Raw genomic sequence first — 16,455 nt, 5'->3', positions numbered from 1 at the left:
AGCAAATATCATGACGCTCTCTAACCAGACAGCCAGCGGCAAAGGTGCTGACGATCGCTCTTTAGACGACAACTACAAAGGTGTTTGGGATGGCCGCATTGGCTTTGGTAACAAGCCTGCGCTGCTAGTGGTCGATTTCATGCAGGGCTACACCACGCCTGGCTCGCCGCTATTTGCCCAGGGCGTGGTAGATGCCGTTGCCAATATGCCCTCACTGTTAGACGCAGCCCGGCATAGCGGTATTCCTGTCATCCACACCAACATCCTGTATCACGCGCCGGATCAAATTGATGGCGGCATATGGGTGAAAAAAGCGCCGGTAATGCGCGCCATGGTAGCGGGCAACCCTTACGCAGCGTTCTGCCCAGAGGTAACACCGCGTGAAGACGAGCTGGTGATGACCAAGCAGTATGCCAGCGCCTTCTTCGGCACCTCGCTTGCTTCAACGCTTGTCGCGATGGGGGTCGATACGCTGATCATCACCGGCTGCTCAACCAGCGGCTGCGTCCGCGCCACTGCGGTTGACGGCCTACAGCATGGCTTTCGCGTGATCGTCGTGCGCGACTGCGTTGGCGACCGCCACCCAGCGCCCCACGAAGCCAATCTGTTTGATATCGATAGTAAGTACGGGGATGTCATTAGCCTGAATGAGGTGCTCTCTCAGTTGCAAGCCCCTTAGATTGACCATCATTGCTGAAAGGCCAGGTGTCATTATGGAGTTTTCAGCAATGCCAGAAAGGAGATAAAAGGCATCAACGCACGCCAGCGAACATCGACAATCATAAAACTCACCGCGTTGAACCCTTAAAAAACTGCATAGGAATACACCATGAAGAAACAACTATTAATAATTTCATCTACCGTATTGCTGGGATTGCAGTGTGCAACCCCTATTTTTGCCAATGACTTTCCCGAAAAACCCATCAACATCGTTGTTCCCTGGCCAGCGGGCGGTGCTTATGACCTTGCTGCCCGCCTGATAGCGGAGCATGCCAGTGACACTTTTTCAGTTCCATTAGTCGTCCAAAACGTTACCGGTGCTGCTGGCTCAACAGGGGTTAGGCATGTTGCCAACGCGAATGCTGATGGATATACCATCGGGGTCATGGGTACTCACGCTATCGCCCAAAGCTACATGAACCCAAATGCCACATCGTTGGATGAACTCACTCCCTTGGTTTTCATTGGTCCGGAGCCTGCCGCGCTGGCGGTCAGTAGTGAAACGAACATCGAAGACATAGCCACGTATCTCGACACTCTTAAAGACACGCCCGGTAACATTATAAATGGCAATGATTCTCCTGGTGGCTTCTCCTACATCGCTGCTAGCATGCTTGAAAATCAATTCGACGTTGAACTGACTAAAATTCCCTACCAGGGGTATGCCCCCACTGTTTCGGCACTGCTATCCGGCGAAGTGATGTCGGCACTACTGCCTATTCCTCTGCTTGCAGATCAACATGCAGCCGGGCAACTTCGTCTTTTAGGCGTTGCGGCACAAGAGCGTCACCCTTTCGCGCCAGATGTACCCACGTTTAAAGAGCAAGGCTACGACTTCATTGCAGAAGATTTTTTTATGCTCTACCTACCTGAAGAAGTGCCAGAAGAGCGTAGAGAAAAGCTGGCCGATATGTTCTACGCACTACTTCAGGACACATCGTTCCAAGACGCTGCAAGCAAGATTGGCCTCGTAATTCAACCCAAGCCATTTGATGAAACTGAGCGTTATCTAGAGCAACGTTCAGATGAAGTTTACGACATTCTTGCAACGTCAGGCCTAGTTGATGGCTCACTGACGCGTTAGCCACTACCGGAGCCCCGTCGATGACGATCTCTACTTTTCGGTCAACCGCCGCTTTGCGAGACATGGCCTGTGGCGTTTTTTTTTGCGGATTTTCTTTGATCGGGTTGAGCAGTGTTACAAACAGCACCGCCCTGATGGACAGTCTAAACCAAGGGCTAGACCCCGGTCCCGCCTTACTGCCCCTGGTCACTCTAGGTCTGATGCTCATCGGCGGCAGCCTTATTATGGCGAAGGGCCTGTGGCGATGGGTGCAGTATATAAAGCATTCCCGCCAAAGCATGCGACCCGCGTATTCAGAAACATGTGCAAAACCGTCTAAAAAGTCATCATTAAACATCAGCCAACACTTGCATGCCGCGGCGCTGCTAGCATCGCTAGCTATACTGCCTAGCGTCATTCAATGGCTTGGCTTCTTACCGGCGGTTGTGGCTATGGCGTTACCGTGGCTGGTCTGGCTAGGTTATCGAAGAACTCACCGAATCACTCAGGCAACTCTCTTCGGCTGCCTAATATCAAGCCTGCTTTGCCTCACCTTATATCTCATCTTTATCACGCTGCTTGATGTCCCTTTGTGATACCTGAACTCAGGAGCCAATCATGCTGATTGAAAGCTTTATTACCACTCTGATAAGTACGCTTCTATCACCCTGGGGACTATCTCTTGCGGCTCTGGGTGCACTACTGGGCATCATTCTGGGAGCACTGCCAGGCGTTAGTTCCACTATGGCCCTGGCTATTCTGCTACCACTCAGCTTCAGCATGGATGCACATCTTGCAATTCTGTTTCTGCTTTGTGTCTTCGTAGCTAGCGTCTACGGGGGCTCAATTTCAGCTATTTTGATCAATATTCCAGGCACTCCGGGCGCCATTGTGACTCAGCTAGATGGCCACCCAATGGCTAAAGCAGGCAAGGCCAGGGAAGCGCTTACTTATGCACTCATTGCCTCTACCGTTGGTGGTGCCTTCGGCTTGGGACTTCTGGTGATTACGGCCCCTCTGCTTGCAAATGTCGCTATGAGTTTTCGAAGCCCAGAATTCGCCGCCGTGGCGGTCTTCGGGCTAGTACTGCTGGCGTATGCATCCCCCGGCACGACCGTTCGAGGCTTGCTGGTAGGTGCGATTGGATTGATATGCGGCATGGTTGGTTTCGATACTTTGACCGATGTCCCACGCTTCACTTTCGATACGAGTGCCTTGCAGGGAGGAATCGAACTGGTACCGCTATGCGTGGGTCTGTTTGGCCTAGGTGAGGTACTGAAACATCTCCATGCTTCCAACCAGACAGCACCTGCCATCAGCATGGCTGCAACGCAGCGCACTAGGCTGAAAGTGCGAACCCTGATCAAAAGCTGGAAATCGATGCTACGGGGCTCATTGATTGGCGCCTTTGTTGGTGCCATTCCTGCCGCTGGATCCGCTATCGCCGTCGCGATTGCCTACGCTCAAGAGGTGCGTTTTTCCAAACACCCCGAACAATTTGGGCAGGGAGCGATAGAGGGAGTGGTGGCACCTGAGGCGGCAAATAGCTCAAGTATTGGTGGCACCTTAATCCCTATGATGACATTAGGCGTACCGGGAGATGCCATAACGGCGGTGTTGATGGGATCGCTCTTGATTCATGGTTTACGCCCTGGACCGATGCTATTTTCCGAAAATCCAGAATTTGTTTCTAGCATCTATGCAGGGTTTCTGATTGCGCTGTTGCTAACACTCATCATTGGCATTCTGTTGATGCGCTGGCTGCCCTTAATTCTGCGCATACCTTCCCATATATTGCTCATCGGCATTGCGCTACTTTGCGTTGTCGGTGCCTATGCCATCCGTAACAGTATGGCCGATGTTTATATCATGCTGTTTTTTGGGGCATTGGGGTACCTGCTGCACCTACTATCTCTGCCTAGCGCACCACTAGCTTTCGGCCTTATTTTAGGACCTCTATTGGAAGAAAATCTGCGGCGTAGTCTTATCTTGGGTCGCGGCTCTTGGGATATTTTCCTGCATAGCCCTATAGCCATGGGCCTATTCGCTCTATCGGCCTTTGCTATCGCTCTACCTTTATTAGCCCCGCTGTGGGTTCGACTAAAAAGCGATATTCAGCGATTTAAGACACCTTTTTGAGTAAACAATTAGGAGGCGGTATCCGCATTCATTTTTTCAAGCAGATGCATCAGCGCAACGCGCTCTGCAGGATTGAGGTTTTGCATGGTCTGATCGCTGATTTGCTTGGCGCTGGGTACCATATTTTCGACCAGCTCAGCGCCCAACTCAGTGATGACGACCATCACTTTTCGCTGATCATTAGGGTCCGTGGTCAGCGAGATCCAATCACGTACTTTGAGGCGTTTAATAACGCCACGGATCGTCGCCGGGTCTATCGCTGTGACATTGACGATATCAGTTAACGAGCTGGGACCACGTTCCATGACCGTGCACAGCGTCACGAACTGGATCGCCGTTAACTGTTTATCGCTACTGTATCGCTGAAAAATAGCCGTGTGGCGCTGATAGGCTTTGCGTAGCAGGTGCCCCACTTGTTCTGAAAAATCATAGCCTTGCTCTGAAGGCGTAGGATGCTCACCGGCCGACGAATGATGAAGCGCACTATCCGTTGTCATTCAATATCCTTAATGTATTGGCGCCGAGATGTACTGAGTATGGCACTGATGATAAGGGGCACGTAGCAGCCCACAAAATACTGCTTGCGTGAGAACAATTCACCATGCTTTTATGGCGTACACGCTATAATTTTACCTTAATTATCGCCAGTTCATCACCTCAATTACATTAATTTAAAAGATAGCTTTGGAAGCGGTTATGGCGGATAAATCAAACTATACAAGACAGTCACTGCTGCATGAGCCAGATCTTCTGGTTGTCTATAGAGACCCTATAACGCCGCCCAAACCAGCTCCCGGTCAACCTGGCACGCTTTCTCTTTTCACACCCATTGAGCCCGAGATATTCATCGCCATCTTGAGCGATAGCCATATCGTGGCGTTCAACGGACACGTAGATCTCGGCACCGGCATACGCACGTCACTGGCACAAATCGTAGCGGAAGAGCTGAGTACGGCGTTCGATAGTGTCACCATGGTGCTCGGAAACCCCTTTGATGTGCCCAACCAAGGGCCCACCATCGCCAGTGCGACGATTCAGATTACCGCGGAACCTCTGCGCCGTGCCGCGGCACAGGCACGCGAATATTTGCTCACACTGGCTGCCAAACACTTTGGCGTCGAGCGCTCCCTACTCAGTTGCCAACACGGCGCTATTCATTTCAACAGTACTATCCAGCCCAACGACAAGCATCACCCGCCGATAAGCTTTGGAGTATTGCTAAATGGTGCACGCCATGCGTTGAAGCTAGATGATCGCGCACCACTCAAGCCCGCCAGCGATTACACGCTAGTGGGTCGAGCCATGGCTCGTGTTGATATCCCTGACAAAGTCACGGGCAAATTAACCTTCGTCCATGACTTCCGCCTTCCCAACATGCTGCATGGCCGAGTGATCCGCCCCCCTTATGTAGGTCACGATAACGGCGCGTTTATCGGCACTAGCTTGATAGCCGTTGATAAAAGCTCTGTCGCTCATTTGCCCGGCCTGATTAGCGTTGTGGTGATAGGGGATTTTGTCGGTGTCGTCGCTGAGCGTGAAGAACAAGCCGCCGCCGCTGCTAAACAGCTTAAAGTTGAGTGGCGCCCGATCGAAGGGCTTCCCCAACTGGACAATATTGAGCAAGCGCTACTGGATTTACCCAGCAAGCAGCGCATGCTTATCGACGAGGGTGATCTAGATAGCGCGCTTAGCGCGGCCAGCCAGCAGCTCAATCGCAGCTATGTTTGGCCTTTTCAACTGCATGGCTCGATCGGCCCTTCTTGCTCAGTGGCTGATGCTAAAGCTGGCGCGCTTCACGTCTGGTCGGGAACACAGAATCCACATAGTTTGCGTGCAGACTTAGCGCGCCTAACCGGCTTAGATGAGAGCGTCATTACCGTCACTCGCATGGAGACGTCGGGCTGCTATGGCCGCAACTGCGCTGACGATGTGGGCGCAGACGCCGCGCTTCTTTCCCAGGCAGTCGGCCGCCCTGTTCGCGTGCAGTTAACGCGCGAGCAAGAACACACGTGGGAGCCTAAAGGAGCCGCTCAGTACATGGCTATTGAGGGCGGGCTGAACACAGACGGTAGCCCAGCAGACTATCGTTTTAGCTCACGCTATCCTTCTAACAGTGCACCGACACTGGCGCTGCTTCTGACAGGTACAACGCCGCCGATCGATATCCCCTTTGAAATGGGCGACCGAACATCAGTGCCGCCCTATCATTACCCTCATCGGCAAATCATTTGTGACGACGTGCCAACGCTTGTGCGCGCCTCTTGGCTACGCGGCGTCTCGGCATTACCCAACACCTTCGCTCATGAAAGCTACATTGATGAACTGGCCAGCTTGGCAAACGAAGATCCCGTCGCCTACCGATTGCGCAACTTGCCTGATGTCCGCGCCTGCGAGCTTATTGAAGCGCTCGTGCAGCGTGCGAACTGGAAAGCAGGTGTCGCCAATAAAAATCCGAAAAAAGACGCTGACTGGTGCTATGGCCGTGGCTTCGCTTATGCGCAATACGTGCACAGTAAATTTCCAGGCTTTGGCGCGGCACTCGCCGCCTGGGTTGTCGAGCTTAAAGTGAATACGAAGAGCGGACGTATTGTCGTGGAACGGCTATTCGTAGGGCAGGATGCGGGCCTAATGGTGAATCCTGCCGGCGTTCGCCATCAGGTACATGGCAATGTCATTCAGATGCTAAGCCGCACCTTAAAAGAACGCGTCACCTTTGAAGATAGCCTACCCACCAGCAGGGAATGGGGCGGATATCCAGTGCTGCGTTTTTCTGATCTTCCAGCAATTGATGTCATGCTGCTTGATCGCCCGGAACTGCCGCCATTAGGCGTAGGAGAATCCACATCACTACCCGGTGCTCCCGCGATTGCTAACGCGCTCTTCGATGCAACAGGCGTACGCTTTACTCACCCTCCTTTTACCCCTGACACAGTTCGCGAGACGCTAAAATCGGCTTTACTGCCACAATAAAAAAGCCCGCATTCTAGATTCGGGCTTGGCAAAGCGAATTAAACCTCGTCGTGATTAAGCGATATCAAATCGATCCGCGTTCATCACTTTCGTCCAAGCTACGACAAAATCTTTCACGAACTTCTCGCCGTTATCGTCCTGGGCATACACTTCTGCGTAGGAACGCAGAACCGAGTTAGCGCCAAACACTAGGTCAATGTGCGAAGCAGTCCATTTGAGAGCGTCCGTTTGACGGTCGCGAATCTCGTAGGCATTTTTACCTACCGGCTTCCAGGTATTACCCATGTCCGTCAAGTTGACGAAGAAGTCATTGGTCAACTGGCCTTCACGGTGGGTAAATACACCTTGCTGAGTACCGCCGTAGTTGGTGCCCAGTACGCGCATTCCACCGATCAGCACGGTCATTTCGGGACCTGTAAGCCCCATCAACTGGGCGCGGTCCAGCAGCAGCTCTTCGGGCTTCACTGCATAGTCTTTCTTCTGCCAGTTGCGGAACCCGTCTGCCAGCGGCTCTAGCGGCTCAAACGATTCACCGTCGGTCATCTCAGCAGAGGCATCGCCACGTCCTTTCAGGAAGGGCACGCGAACATCATAACCTGCTGCTTTAGCGGCGTTTTCGATCGCCACACTGCCGGCCAGAACAATCACGTCGGCAAGGCTGGCACCGGTGTCGGCCGAAACCTGCTCGTATACTGCCAGCACTTTGGCGAGACGCGCAGGCTCGTTGCCTTCCCAGTCTTTCTGGGGCGCTAAGCGAATGCGAGCACCGTTGGCACCGCCACGCATGTCAGAGCCACGGTAAGTCCGCGCGCTGTCCCACGCAGTGCTAACCATCTCGCTGATATTCAGGCCGCTTTCGGCGATTTTCTGCTTAGCCACTTCTTCGCTGTAATCGGTATTGCCCGCCGGAATCGGATCTTGCCAGATCAGGTCTTGGGCAGGCACTTCCGGGCCGATATAACGCGCTTTCGGGCCTAGGTCACGGTGGGTAAGCTTGAACCACGCTTTGGCGAAGGTCTTTTGGAAATACGCCGGGTCCGCCATGAATTTTTCACACAGCGCCCGGTAAGTCGGATCCATCTTCATCGCCATGTCTGCATCGGTCATGATCGGGTTGCGACGAACAGAGGGATCGCTGGCATCAACCGGCTTATCTTCTTCTTTGATATTCATGGGCTCCCACTGGTGGGCGCCGGCCGGGCTCTTCTTCAGTTCCCACTCATAGCCAAACAGCAGGTCGAAATAGCCCATATCGAACTGCGTAGGGTTGGTCGTCCAGGCGCCTTCAATACCAGAGCTCACGGCATTGCTTGCCTTGCCGCCCATGGCCGGATTACCCCAGCCAAACCCCTGGCTCTCAACCGATGATCCTTCGGGCACGGCACTGAGCGCCCCCGCATCACCATTGCCGTGACATTTACCTACGGTGTGACCACCGGCGGTGAGCGCGGCGGTTTCTTCATCGTTCATAGCCATACGAGCGAAGGTTTCACGCACCTGCTGAGCCGTTTTAAGCGGATCGGGCACGCCGTTAACGCCTTCGGGGTTTACATAGATAAGCCCCATTTGCACCGCGGCTAGGGGGTTTTCCATGGTTTCAGGCTTTTCAACGTCGCCGTAACGCTCATCAGAAGGCGCCAGCCACTCTTTCTCATTGCCCCAGTAAATATCTTTTTCCGGATGCCAGACGTCTTCACGGCCAAACGAAAAGCCGTAGGAAGGAAGGCCCATGGACTCATAAGCCACCGTGCCGGCCAGAATCATCAGGTCGGCCCAGCTAATTTTGTTGCCGTACTTTTTCTTGATTGGCCATAGTAGACGGCGCGCTTTATCAAGGCTGACGTTGTCCGGCCAGGAGTTGAGCGGTGCAAAACGTTGGCTGCCGGTACCACCGCCACCACGGCCGTCGGCAAGGCGATAGGTGCCCGCAGAATGCCATGCCATACGAATCATCAGGCCGCCGTAGTGGCCCCAATCGGCTGGCCACCAAGACTGGCTGTCGGTCATTAGCGCATGAACATCTTGCTTCAGTGCGTCAAAATCGAGTTTTCTGACCTCTTCCCGGTAGTCAAAATCAGCATCCATCGGATTCGTTTTGCGGTCATGCTGATGCAAAATATCCAGATTAATCCCTTCAGGCCACCAGTCGTTATTCGACGTGCCCGTAGAGGTGTTCCCACCATGCATAACAGGACATTTACCACTCATAGCTTTCTCCCTTATTGCTTGTGCCTTGGTGGCGCTCGTCTGACCGACGACCAAGTCAACTGACCGTGAGCTTGCTCACGCTAGTATTGTGCGTAAGAAATGTAATGCGCTTACCCAGCACTTTCACCTAGCTCTGTTTTAAAGCAGAACGGTCATAGTCACAATTTGCTTTTTATTAAATTGATAATAGCTTTTAGCTATTTTACGTTATCAACTTCCGCTAGCTGCCGCTACGCTGTGAATTCTTCGGTGTCGATATCGGCTTGCTGAGCGTCGCCGTAGCGGGCACCTGCCACTTGGTCTGGCGTCATCATGGCATCCAGCTGTGTCAGGGTGATGTCATCAAGGCGCAGCGTTTGTGCTGCTAAGTTTTCGCGCATGTGGGCAGGTGTACGCGTGCCCGGAATAGGGATAATGTCGCTGCCTTTTGCCTGCAACCACGCAAGCGCCAGCTGCCCTGGCGTGACACTTAATGCTCTCGCCAACGTCGCAAGGCGTTCAAACAGCGCGACATTGTGCGGATAGTTCTCGGCACTAAAGCGCGGCATATTACGACGCATATCGCCCTCTTCAAGGCGTGCGGGGTCGTTAATGGCCCCGGCTAAAAAGCCTCGCCCCAAAGGGCTAAACGCGACCATGGCCGTGCCTGCTTCACGGCACGCATCAATCAGCGCGATTTCAGGATTACGCGTCCACAGCGAGTATTCCGACTGCACCGCGGCAATGGGGTATTCAGCCACCGCGCGGCGCAAGGTTAGCGCAGAAACTTCAGACAATCCCACACCACCAATTTTGCCCTCTTCCATCAAGCGCCCTAGCGCGCCTACGCTCTCTTCAACGGGGACTTGGCGATCCAAGCGATGCAGGTAGTAGAGATCTAAATGGTCGGTACGCAGCCGCGCAAGGCTCGCTTCGCACTGTTTGCGCAATGTTGCCGGGCGGCCGTCAATCACTCGCTTGCCTGACTCAGGGTCCATCGCCATACCACATTTACTGGCTAGAAAGAGCTGATGCCGCTTGCCTTCGAGAGCTCGTCCGACCAAACGCTCATTGGCCGTGCCGCCGTACAGAGTGGCAGTATCAAAATGGCGATAGCCCATATCAAAGGCCTCATCAAGCGCTCGCAGGGCGGCACTTTCAGGCACGATGCTGCCGTAACCATGGGAAAGATTCATGCAGCCAAGCCCAATCGAAGGGGCATTAACAGCATTAAGACGTTGGAAAAAACTCGACATAGGAACTCCCGGCTTTAAAACAGTTTTATAACGTTTCACCGCCAAACTGCAATGCGGCTAAATGACGGTAGAGCGGGCTGTTGGTGATTAACTCAGCGTGCGTGCCCGCCGCAACGAGTCGCCCGCCATCCAGCACCAGTAATCGATCTGCCGCGATGACCGTGGCGAGCCGGTGGGCGATCACGATGCTGGTGCGCCCTACCATCAGCCGATCCAGCGCCTGCTGTACAAGCCGTTCGCTTTCGGCATCCAAGGCGCTGGTGGCTTCATCCAGCAACAGCACGGCGGGATTTTTTAGTAACGCTCGGGCAATAGCGAGCCGCTGACGCTGGCCACCGGAAAGCTGCACGCCCCCCGGCCCCAACGGCGTATCAAAGCCCTGGGGCAGCGCCTCGATAAACGCAAGCGCGCTGGCATCCTGAGCGGCGCCCCGTAATTTGCCAAGATCAGCCTCGGCGTCGCCATAGCGAAGATTGTCCGCTACCGAGCCGCTAAACAGCACCGGCTCTTGGGCCACAAGCCCGATGGCACTGCGCAAAGCACTCAGATCTAAGCGACGGATATCAAGGCCATCGAGGGAAACATGCCCTTGGCTAGGGTCATAAAAACGCAGCAGCAGTGCCAGCAGCGTGCTTTTCCCCGCTCCCGAGGGGCCGACAATAGCCACTCGCTCTCCTGGCTGAATATGTAAATCAAACGCCTCGAGCGCTGGCGTCGTTCTACCGGGATAGACGAAGCTAACGTTCTCTAATCTAATCTCGCCACGCGGTGGATTGGGTAACGCTTGAGGGCTTATAGGCGACTGGATAGCGGGCGGCGTATCGAGTAATTCCAGTAGCCGCTCAGCGGCCCCTGCTGCACGCTGCACATCGCCCGCCACTTCGGCAAGCGTGGCAATAGAGCCTGCTGCCAGCACGGCGTAGAAAATAAACGCCGATAGCTCGCCGGCGCTCATGGTGCCTGCTAATACCGCTTGGCCACCCTGCCAGAGCATCAGCCCAACGGCCGTAAACACGACCAGCATGGCAATACCCGTCAGCCAGGCGCGCTGCTGCGTGCGCTCTACGGCACTGCCAAACGCCTGCTCGACACGCTGGCCATAGTGACGCTTATCCTCCGCTTCATGGGTAAAGGCCTGAAGCGTTTGGATACCGCTCAGCGCCTCCTCCGCATAGCGACCAAGTTCGGCCACGCGGTCTTGGCTGGTACGCGATAGTCGCCGCACTCGACGGCCGTACCACACAATGGGCAGCAGCGTGGCGGGAATGCCAATCAGCACCAGCGCCGAAAGCCAAGGCTGAGTGATCAGCATTAATACCACCGCACCGATTAACATCACGGCATTACGTAGCGCCAGCGATACGGAGGAGCCAAACAAGCTCTGTAGCACGCTGGTATCCGCGGTCAGCCGAGAGGCAATTTCACCGGCAGCACGTCCTTCGCTCGCGCTTTCAAAGAAGCTGGGCTCGAGGGAAAGTAAATGGTCAAACACGCGCAGGCGAAGATCGGCAGCCAAGCGTTCGCCAATCCAGGTCACTTGGTAATAGCGCAGTGCAGATGCCAGCGCCAGCACGGCCACAACGACGAGCATCAAGGCCAATGCCTGCGCGAGGGCCCGCTCATCGGCCCCGATAAAGCCGCGATCAATCACTAAGCGCAGCCCATTACCCAGCAGCAGCACACTGCCAGAGGCCAGTATCAGCGCCAGGCCAGCCAATGCTAACCGTAGCCGGTATGGGCGAAGGAGTCCCAGCAAACGCAGCAGAACACGGGGGTTAGAACGTTGATTCATAATAGTGAGCGCTCAGCAGCCAAGGCGGCTAATGACCATAGCAGGAGTGGCAATGGCCTGCACAGCACAAAAAAGCCCGCGAATAATCGCGGGCTTACGTGCAGACTGACGCAGCTAATGGCGGATTAACGCCGCTTAACGTCTTCGCCTGAACCTAATCAATCAACGGCAGCAACGTATTGAGACTATCGCGCGCATCCCCATAGAACATCCGCGTGTTATCTTTGAAGAACAGCGGATTTTCAATGCCGGAATAACCAGTACCCTGGCCGCGCTTGCTGACAAATACCTGCTTCGCCTCCCACACTTTAAGCACCGGCATACCGGCAATGGGGCTATTCGGGTCTTCTTCAGCCGCGGGGTTAACGATATCGTTGGAGCCAATCACGATCACCACATCTGTAGAGGCGAAGTCATCGTTAATTTCATCCATTTCTAGCACGATATCATAGGGCACTTTGGCTTCAGCCAGCAGCACGTTCATATGCCCTGGCAAGCGCCCGGCCACCGGGTGAATACCAAAGCGAACGGTTTTACCCGACGCGCGCAGCTTACGCACTAAATCACTCACCGCGCTTTGTGCTTGAGCCACGGCCATGCCGTAACCCGGCACAATAATGACGCTATCAGCATCATTCAGGGCACTCGCTACGCCGCCTGCATCAATGGCCACCTGCTCGCCTTCAATCTCCGCCGCGGGCCCTTGCTTACCGCCAAAACCGCCTAAGATCACATTGATGAACTTGCGGTTCATCGCTTTACACATGATGTAGGAGAGAATCGCACCCGATGAACCTACCAGCGCACCCGTCACAATCAGCAGGTCGTTGGAGAGCGTAAAGCCGATAGCCGCCGCCGCCCAGCCGGAGTAGCTGTTGAGCATCGACACCACCACCGGCATATCCGCCCCGCCAATCCCCATGATCAGGTGATAGCCGATAAAGAATGCCAGCGCTGCTAACAGTATCAGCGTCCAGAAGCCGGCACCGTTCAGGTAAAGAATGGCTAACAGCAGCGACAGCACCGCCGCGCCCGCATTGAGCAAATGCCCACCGGGCAGTTGACGGGGTTTGCCATCGATTTTGCCCGCCAGCTTACCAAACGCAATCACCGAGCCGGTAAAGGTCACTGCGCCGATAAAGATGCCCAGCACTACCTCAACCTGCAGAAACATCAGCTCGTCAGGGGCTTTGGTAGCGACCAGCGCCGCAAACGCGGAGAACTGATCCAGCGAGGCCTCAGCGGCCCGCGCGGCCATTACCCGACGGCGTTCTAAATCGGCGCCCCACGCCACGAGTACCGCAGCCAAGCCCACAAAACTATGCAGTGCGGCGACTAGCTGGGGCATTTCGGTCATCTCGACCTTGCCCGCGACATAAGCGCCAATCCCTGCGCCGATCAGCATCATCGGAATCAGCCACCAGTAGCCGCCAATGCCTGGCCCAAAGGCGGTGAAAAACACCGCCAATGCCATACCGACGATGCCGTACCACACGGCGCGTTTAGCTTTTTCTTGGTTACTTAAGCCGCCTAGCGACAAAATAAATAGTACGCTTGCCGCGATTGCCGCGGCAGATACGAATCCTTGACCCAACATATCGTCTCTCCGCCGCTTAGGATTTTTGGAACATGGCCAGCATCCGGCGTGTCACCAGGAAGCCACCCACGATGTTAATTGACGCGATAAGCACTGAGATTGCCGCCAATACGCTAACCACTGCGCTGCCGGAACCAATCTGCAGAATCGCCCCCAAAATAATGATGCCCGAAATCGCATTGGTCACCGCCATCAACGGCGTGTGCAGCGAGTGGCTTACTTTCCAAATCACCTGGAAACCGATAAAGCAGGCTAATACAAAGACAATAAAGTGCTGCATAAAGGAAACAGGCGCGACCTGACCGAGCAGCAGCATCAACGCGCCACCGATGGCCAACAGCCCCACTTGGCGCGTGGTTTGCGCTTTAAAGCCGGCAATCTCGGCGGCTTTTTTCTCTTCAGGCGTGGGCTCTTTCTCTTTTTTCTTCGGCTTAGCCGCACCAATCGCTTTCACTTTGGGCGGCGGCGGTGGGAAGGTGATTTCGCCCTGATGCGTCACCGTAGCGCCACGAATCACATCGTCATCCATATTGTGATTAATCACGCCTTCTTTTTCAGGCGTTAGATCCGTCAGCATATGGCGAATATTGGTGGCGTAGAGCAAGGATGATTGCGTTGCCATGCGCGATGGGAAATCGGTGTAGCCGATCACTATTACGCCGTTATCGCTGACCACGCGCTCGTCAGGCTTGGTGAGATCGCAGTTGCCGCCTTTTTCGGCGGCTAGATCAATAATCACCGAGCCTGGTTTCATGGCCGCGACCATATCGTCCAGCCAAAGCTTGGGCGCGGGCTTGCCGGGGATCAGTGCGGTAGTGATGACGATATCGACATCGAGAGCCTGCTCACGGAAGCATTCAAGCTGCTTTTCGCGGAACTCAGGGCTTGAAGGTGATGCGTAACCACCGCTTTCAGAACCGTCCTGGCTATCCTCAAAATCAAGGAACACGAACTCCGCGCCCATGGATTCGATCTGCTCAGACACTTCGGGGCGCACGTCAAACGCACGGACGACTGCGCCCAGACTGGTGGCTGTACCAATCGCGGCCAACCCCGCCACGCCCGCGCCAATCACAAGCACCTTAGCCGGTGGCACTTTGCCCGCGGCAGTCACTTGGCCGGTAAAGAAGCGGCCAAAGTTATTGCCCGCCTCAATCACCGCGCGATAGCCCGCGATATTGGCCATGGAAGAGAGCGCATCCATCTTCTGGGCACGCGAAATACGCGGCACCATATCCATCGCCACAACGGTCGCGCCCTGGGCCTTACACTTCTCTAGCAGCGCTTCATTTTGGGCCGGCCAGAAGAAGGCAATCAGTGTTTGACCTTCACGCAGGCGTTCGGCCTCTTCATCAGAGGGCTCGCGGACTTTAATGACCACCTCAGCATCACGCCAGAGCGCCTCAGGCCCGTCCACCACCGTCACACCAGCATCGCGATAAGTGTCGTCATTAAAGCCCGCAGCAAGGCCTGCGCCAGTTTCAACTAGGCACTCATGGCCTAGTTTCTGGATCTGCTTTGCGCTCTCAGGGGTTAGCGCTACACGCGCTTCTCCCCGGGCACTCTCCTTCGGTGCGCCTATTTTCACTGGCGTTCTCCTTTTATTAATTGTCTACAGCGCCCCTTAAATGAACGTAATGCAACGCACATTCCGCTCAAGGCATAGCATCATTACTGACGGCTAGTTTTCTTTCAACCGTCTTTAATCTTGTCAGGACAACATTAAAAGCTAATATTTCTTTTATTAAGCCGCAGAAGGCCGGTGGCTGAATGCCTGAGCAAACGTCATAAGCTGCTGATAAAGCCAGGCAATGGCCGGATCGCTGGCATAGAGCCCATGCTGGATCAGGGTCATTTTTAACGCTGGCAATTCCTGAGGTGGTTCCACTAAGCGTACCGGCAGCATATCGACAAACCGTTCAGCCATTTGCCGTGGGAGCGTCATGACCGCCTCTGTTAGCGCCACCACCCGTGCGGCGGCGATATAGTTGAGATTCTTAGAAATCACATGCCGCGTTAAGCCGTGCTGCACCAAACAGCTGTCAATGTTACTGGGGCGCAGGCCGCTGATATCGGTCAGCTCCACATGTCTTTCGCGGGCAAATTGCACGATATCTAACGCCTCCCCTATGCGCTTATTGTGAGTCGCCGCCAAACAGACCAGCTCCTCATCCATCCAGGGCGTTTGTATTACGCCACTAGGCAGCGCGCTTTGGCTATCCAATCCTACCACCATGTCGACATGGCGTTGTTCAAGACCTTCACTTAATACATCAGGGGTAATCAACTCAATTGAAAAGCTAATGCCCGGCGCATAGGCCAATAGCTGGCTAAGAAAAGGCGGGTACATCACCTCTTCAAAGTAATCCGTGGTGGCAAGCGTAAAGCGCCGCGTGCTCTCGTCCGGCGAAAATACGGCAGGCGGCGCAAGGCCCTCACGAAGTAGCGCCAGCGCCTGCTGCACGACGGGCAATAGCGCCAGTGCGCGTGGGGTTGGCTGCATGCCGTTTTCTGTGCGCACAAACAGCGGGTCGCCCAGCGACTCACGCAGGCGCTTAAGCGCGTGGCTCAGCGCTGGCTGGCTGAGATAGAGCGCTTCTGCCGCCCGAGTAACGTGGCGCTCGCGCATCAGCGTCTCAAAGACCAGTAGCAGGTTAAGGTCGAAATGGCGGAACGATCGCATAAATGACTACTATTCATTTTATGAATGATTAAATTCTAAACATTCATT

General features: G+C 54.6%; 11 protein-coding genes. 4 read left to right on the top strand and 7 right to left on the bottom strand.

What is annotated here, in order from left to right; genetic code table 11:
• The first annotated feature begins 10 nt into the window (after window positions 1-10).
• The 3 genes from CIK78_RS03790 (at window position 11) to CIK78_RS03775 (ending at window position 3,922) form a co-directional block, all read left to right on the top strand.
• Entirely contained in the window at window positions 11-679 is a 669-nt protein-coding gene (locus CIK78_RS03790; RefSeq protein WP_096277363.1) for an N-carbamoylsarcosine amidohydrolase, read from the top strand.
• A 150-nt stretch (window positions 680-829) separates the two neighbouring features.
• Complete coding sequence (locus tag CIK78_RS03785) at window positions 830-1,804, top strand: tripartite tricarboxylate transporter substrate binding protein (RefSeq protein ID WP_096277361.1); 975 nt, start codon at window positions 830-832, stop codon at window positions 1,802-1,804.
• Window positions 1,805-2,401: 597 nt separating this feature from the next.
• Complete coding sequence (locus tag CIK78_RS03775; RefSeq protein ID WP_226938570.1) at window positions 2,402-3,922, top strand: tripartite tricarboxylate transporter permease; 1,521 nt, start codon at window positions 2,402-2,404, stop codon at window positions 3,920-3,922.
• Window positions 3,923-3,930: 8 nt separating this feature from the next.
• Here the strand turns inward: CIK78_RS03775 and CIK78_RS03770 are convergent, their stop codons facing one another.
• Window positions 3,931-4,419: a MarR family winged helix-turn-helix transcriptional regulator gene (locus CIK78_RS03770; protein ID WP_096277357.1), complete on the bottom strand. Its 489-nt coding sequence runs from the start codon at window positions 4,417-4,419 to the stop codon at window positions 3,931-3,933.
• 199 nt (window positions 4,420-4,618) lie between these two features.
• On the opposite strand from CIK78_RS03770, the gene CIK78_RS03765 reads away from it, so the two are divergent.
• Window positions 4,619-6,892: a molybdopterin cofactor-binding domain-containing protein gene (locus CIK78_RS03765; protein ID WP_096277355.1), complete on the top strand. Its 2,274-nt coding sequence runs from the start codon at window positions 4,619-4,621 to the stop codon at window positions 6,890-6,892.
• A 54-nt stretch (window positions 6,893-6,946) separates the two neighbouring features.
• Here the strand turns inward: CIK78_RS03765 and katG are convergent, their stop codons facing one another.
• The 6 genes from katG to CIK78_RS03735 form a co-directional block, all read right to left on the bottom strand.
• Entirely contained in the window at window positions 6,947-9,100 is a 2,154-nt protein-coding gene (gene katG / locus CIK78_RS03760; protein WP_096277353.1) for a catalase/peroxidase HPI, read from the bottom strand.
• A 230-nt stretch (window positions 9,101-9,330) separates the two neighbouring features.
• Window positions 9,331-10,335 (bottom strand): aldo/keto reductase, encoded by a 1,005-nt coding sequence (locus tag CIK78_RS03755; protein WP_096277351.1) that lies wholly within the window; start codon window positions 10,333-10,335, stop codon window positions 9,331-9,333.
• A gap of 25 nt (window positions 10,336-10,360) precedes the next feature.
• Window positions 10,361-12,127 carry an ABC transporter transmembrane domain-containing protein gene (locus CIK78_RS03750; RefSeq protein ID WP_096277349.1) on the bottom strand — a complete coding sequence of 589 codons (1,767 nt, stop codon included), beginning with the start codon at window positions 12,125-12,127 and terminating at the stop codon, window positions 10,361-10,363.
• Between the two features lie 154 nt (window positions 12,128-12,281).
• Entirely contained in the window at window positions 12,282-13,724 is a 1,443-nt protein-coding gene (locus CIK78_RS03745) for an NAD(P)(+) transhydrogenase (Re/Si-specific) subunit beta (protein WP_096277346.1), read from the bottom strand.
• A 16-nt stretch (window positions 13,725-13,740) separates the two neighbouring features.
• Complete coding sequence (locus tag CIK78_RS03740; RefSeq protein WP_096277344.1) at window positions 13,741-15,312, bottom strand: Re/Si-specific NAD(P)(+) transhydrogenase subunit alpha; 1,572 nt, start codon at window positions 15,310-15,312, stop codon at window positions 13,741-13,743.
• 156 nt (window positions 15,313-15,468) lie between these two features.
• Complete coding sequence (locus CIK78_RS03735) at window positions 15,469-16,407, bottom strand: LysR family transcriptional regulator (protein WP_096277342.1); 939 nt, start codon at window positions 16,405-16,407, stop codon at window positions 15,469-15,471.
• Window positions 16,408-16,455 lie beyond the last annotated feature (48 nt).

Origin of the sequence: Halomonas sp. JB37 (assembly GCF_002332255.1) — a bacterium.
GTDB lineage: Bacteria > Pseudomonadota > Gammaproteobacteria > Pseudomonadales > Halomonadaceae > Vreelandella > Vreelandella casei.
This window is presented reverse-complemented; position numbering and strand designations above follow the sequence as displayed.

Excerpts from the sequence above, each read along its gene's own strand:
- CIK78_RS03790 (WP_096277363.1), top strand. The coding sequence starts at position 11 with ATGACGCTCTCTAACCAGACAGCCAGCGGCAAAGGTGCTGACGATCGC.
- CIK78_RS03785 (WP_096277361.1), top strand. The coding sequence starts at position 830 with ATGAAGAAACAACTATTAATAATTTCATCTACCGTATTGCTGGGATTG.
- CIK78_RS03775 (WP_226938570.1), top strand. The coding sequence starts at position 2,402 with ATGCTGATTGAAAGCTTTATTACCACTCTGATAAGTACGCTTCTATCA.
- CIK78_RS03770 (WP_096277357.1), bottom strand. The coding sequence starts at position 4,419 with ATGACAACGGATAGTGCGCTTCATCATTCGTCGGCCGGTGAGCATCCT.
- CIK78_RS03765 (WP_096277355.1), top strand. The coding sequence starts at position 4,619 with ATGGCGGATAAATCAAACTATACAAGACAGTCACTGCTGCATGAGCCA.
- katG (WP_096277353.1), bottom strand. The coding sequence starts at position 9,100 with ATGAGTGGTAAATGTCCTGTTATGCATGGTGGGAACACCTCTACGGGC.
- CIK78_RS03755 (WP_096277351.1), bottom strand. The coding sequence starts at position 10,335 with ATGTCGAGTTTTTTCCAACGTCTTAATGCTGTTAATGCCCCTTCGATT.
- CIK78_RS03750 (WP_096277349.1), bottom strand. The coding sequence starts at position 12,127 with ATGAATCAACGTTCTAACCCCCGTGTTCTGCTGCGTTTGCTGGGACTC.
- CIK78_RS03745 (WP_096277346.1), bottom strand. The coding sequence starts at position 13,724 with ATGTTGGGTCAAGGATTCGTATCTGCCGCGGCAATCGCGGCAAGCGTA.
- CIK78_RS03735 (WP_096277342.1), bottom strand. The coding sequence starts at position 16,407 with ATGCGATCGTTCCGCCATTTCGACCTTAACCTGCTACTGGTCTTTGAG.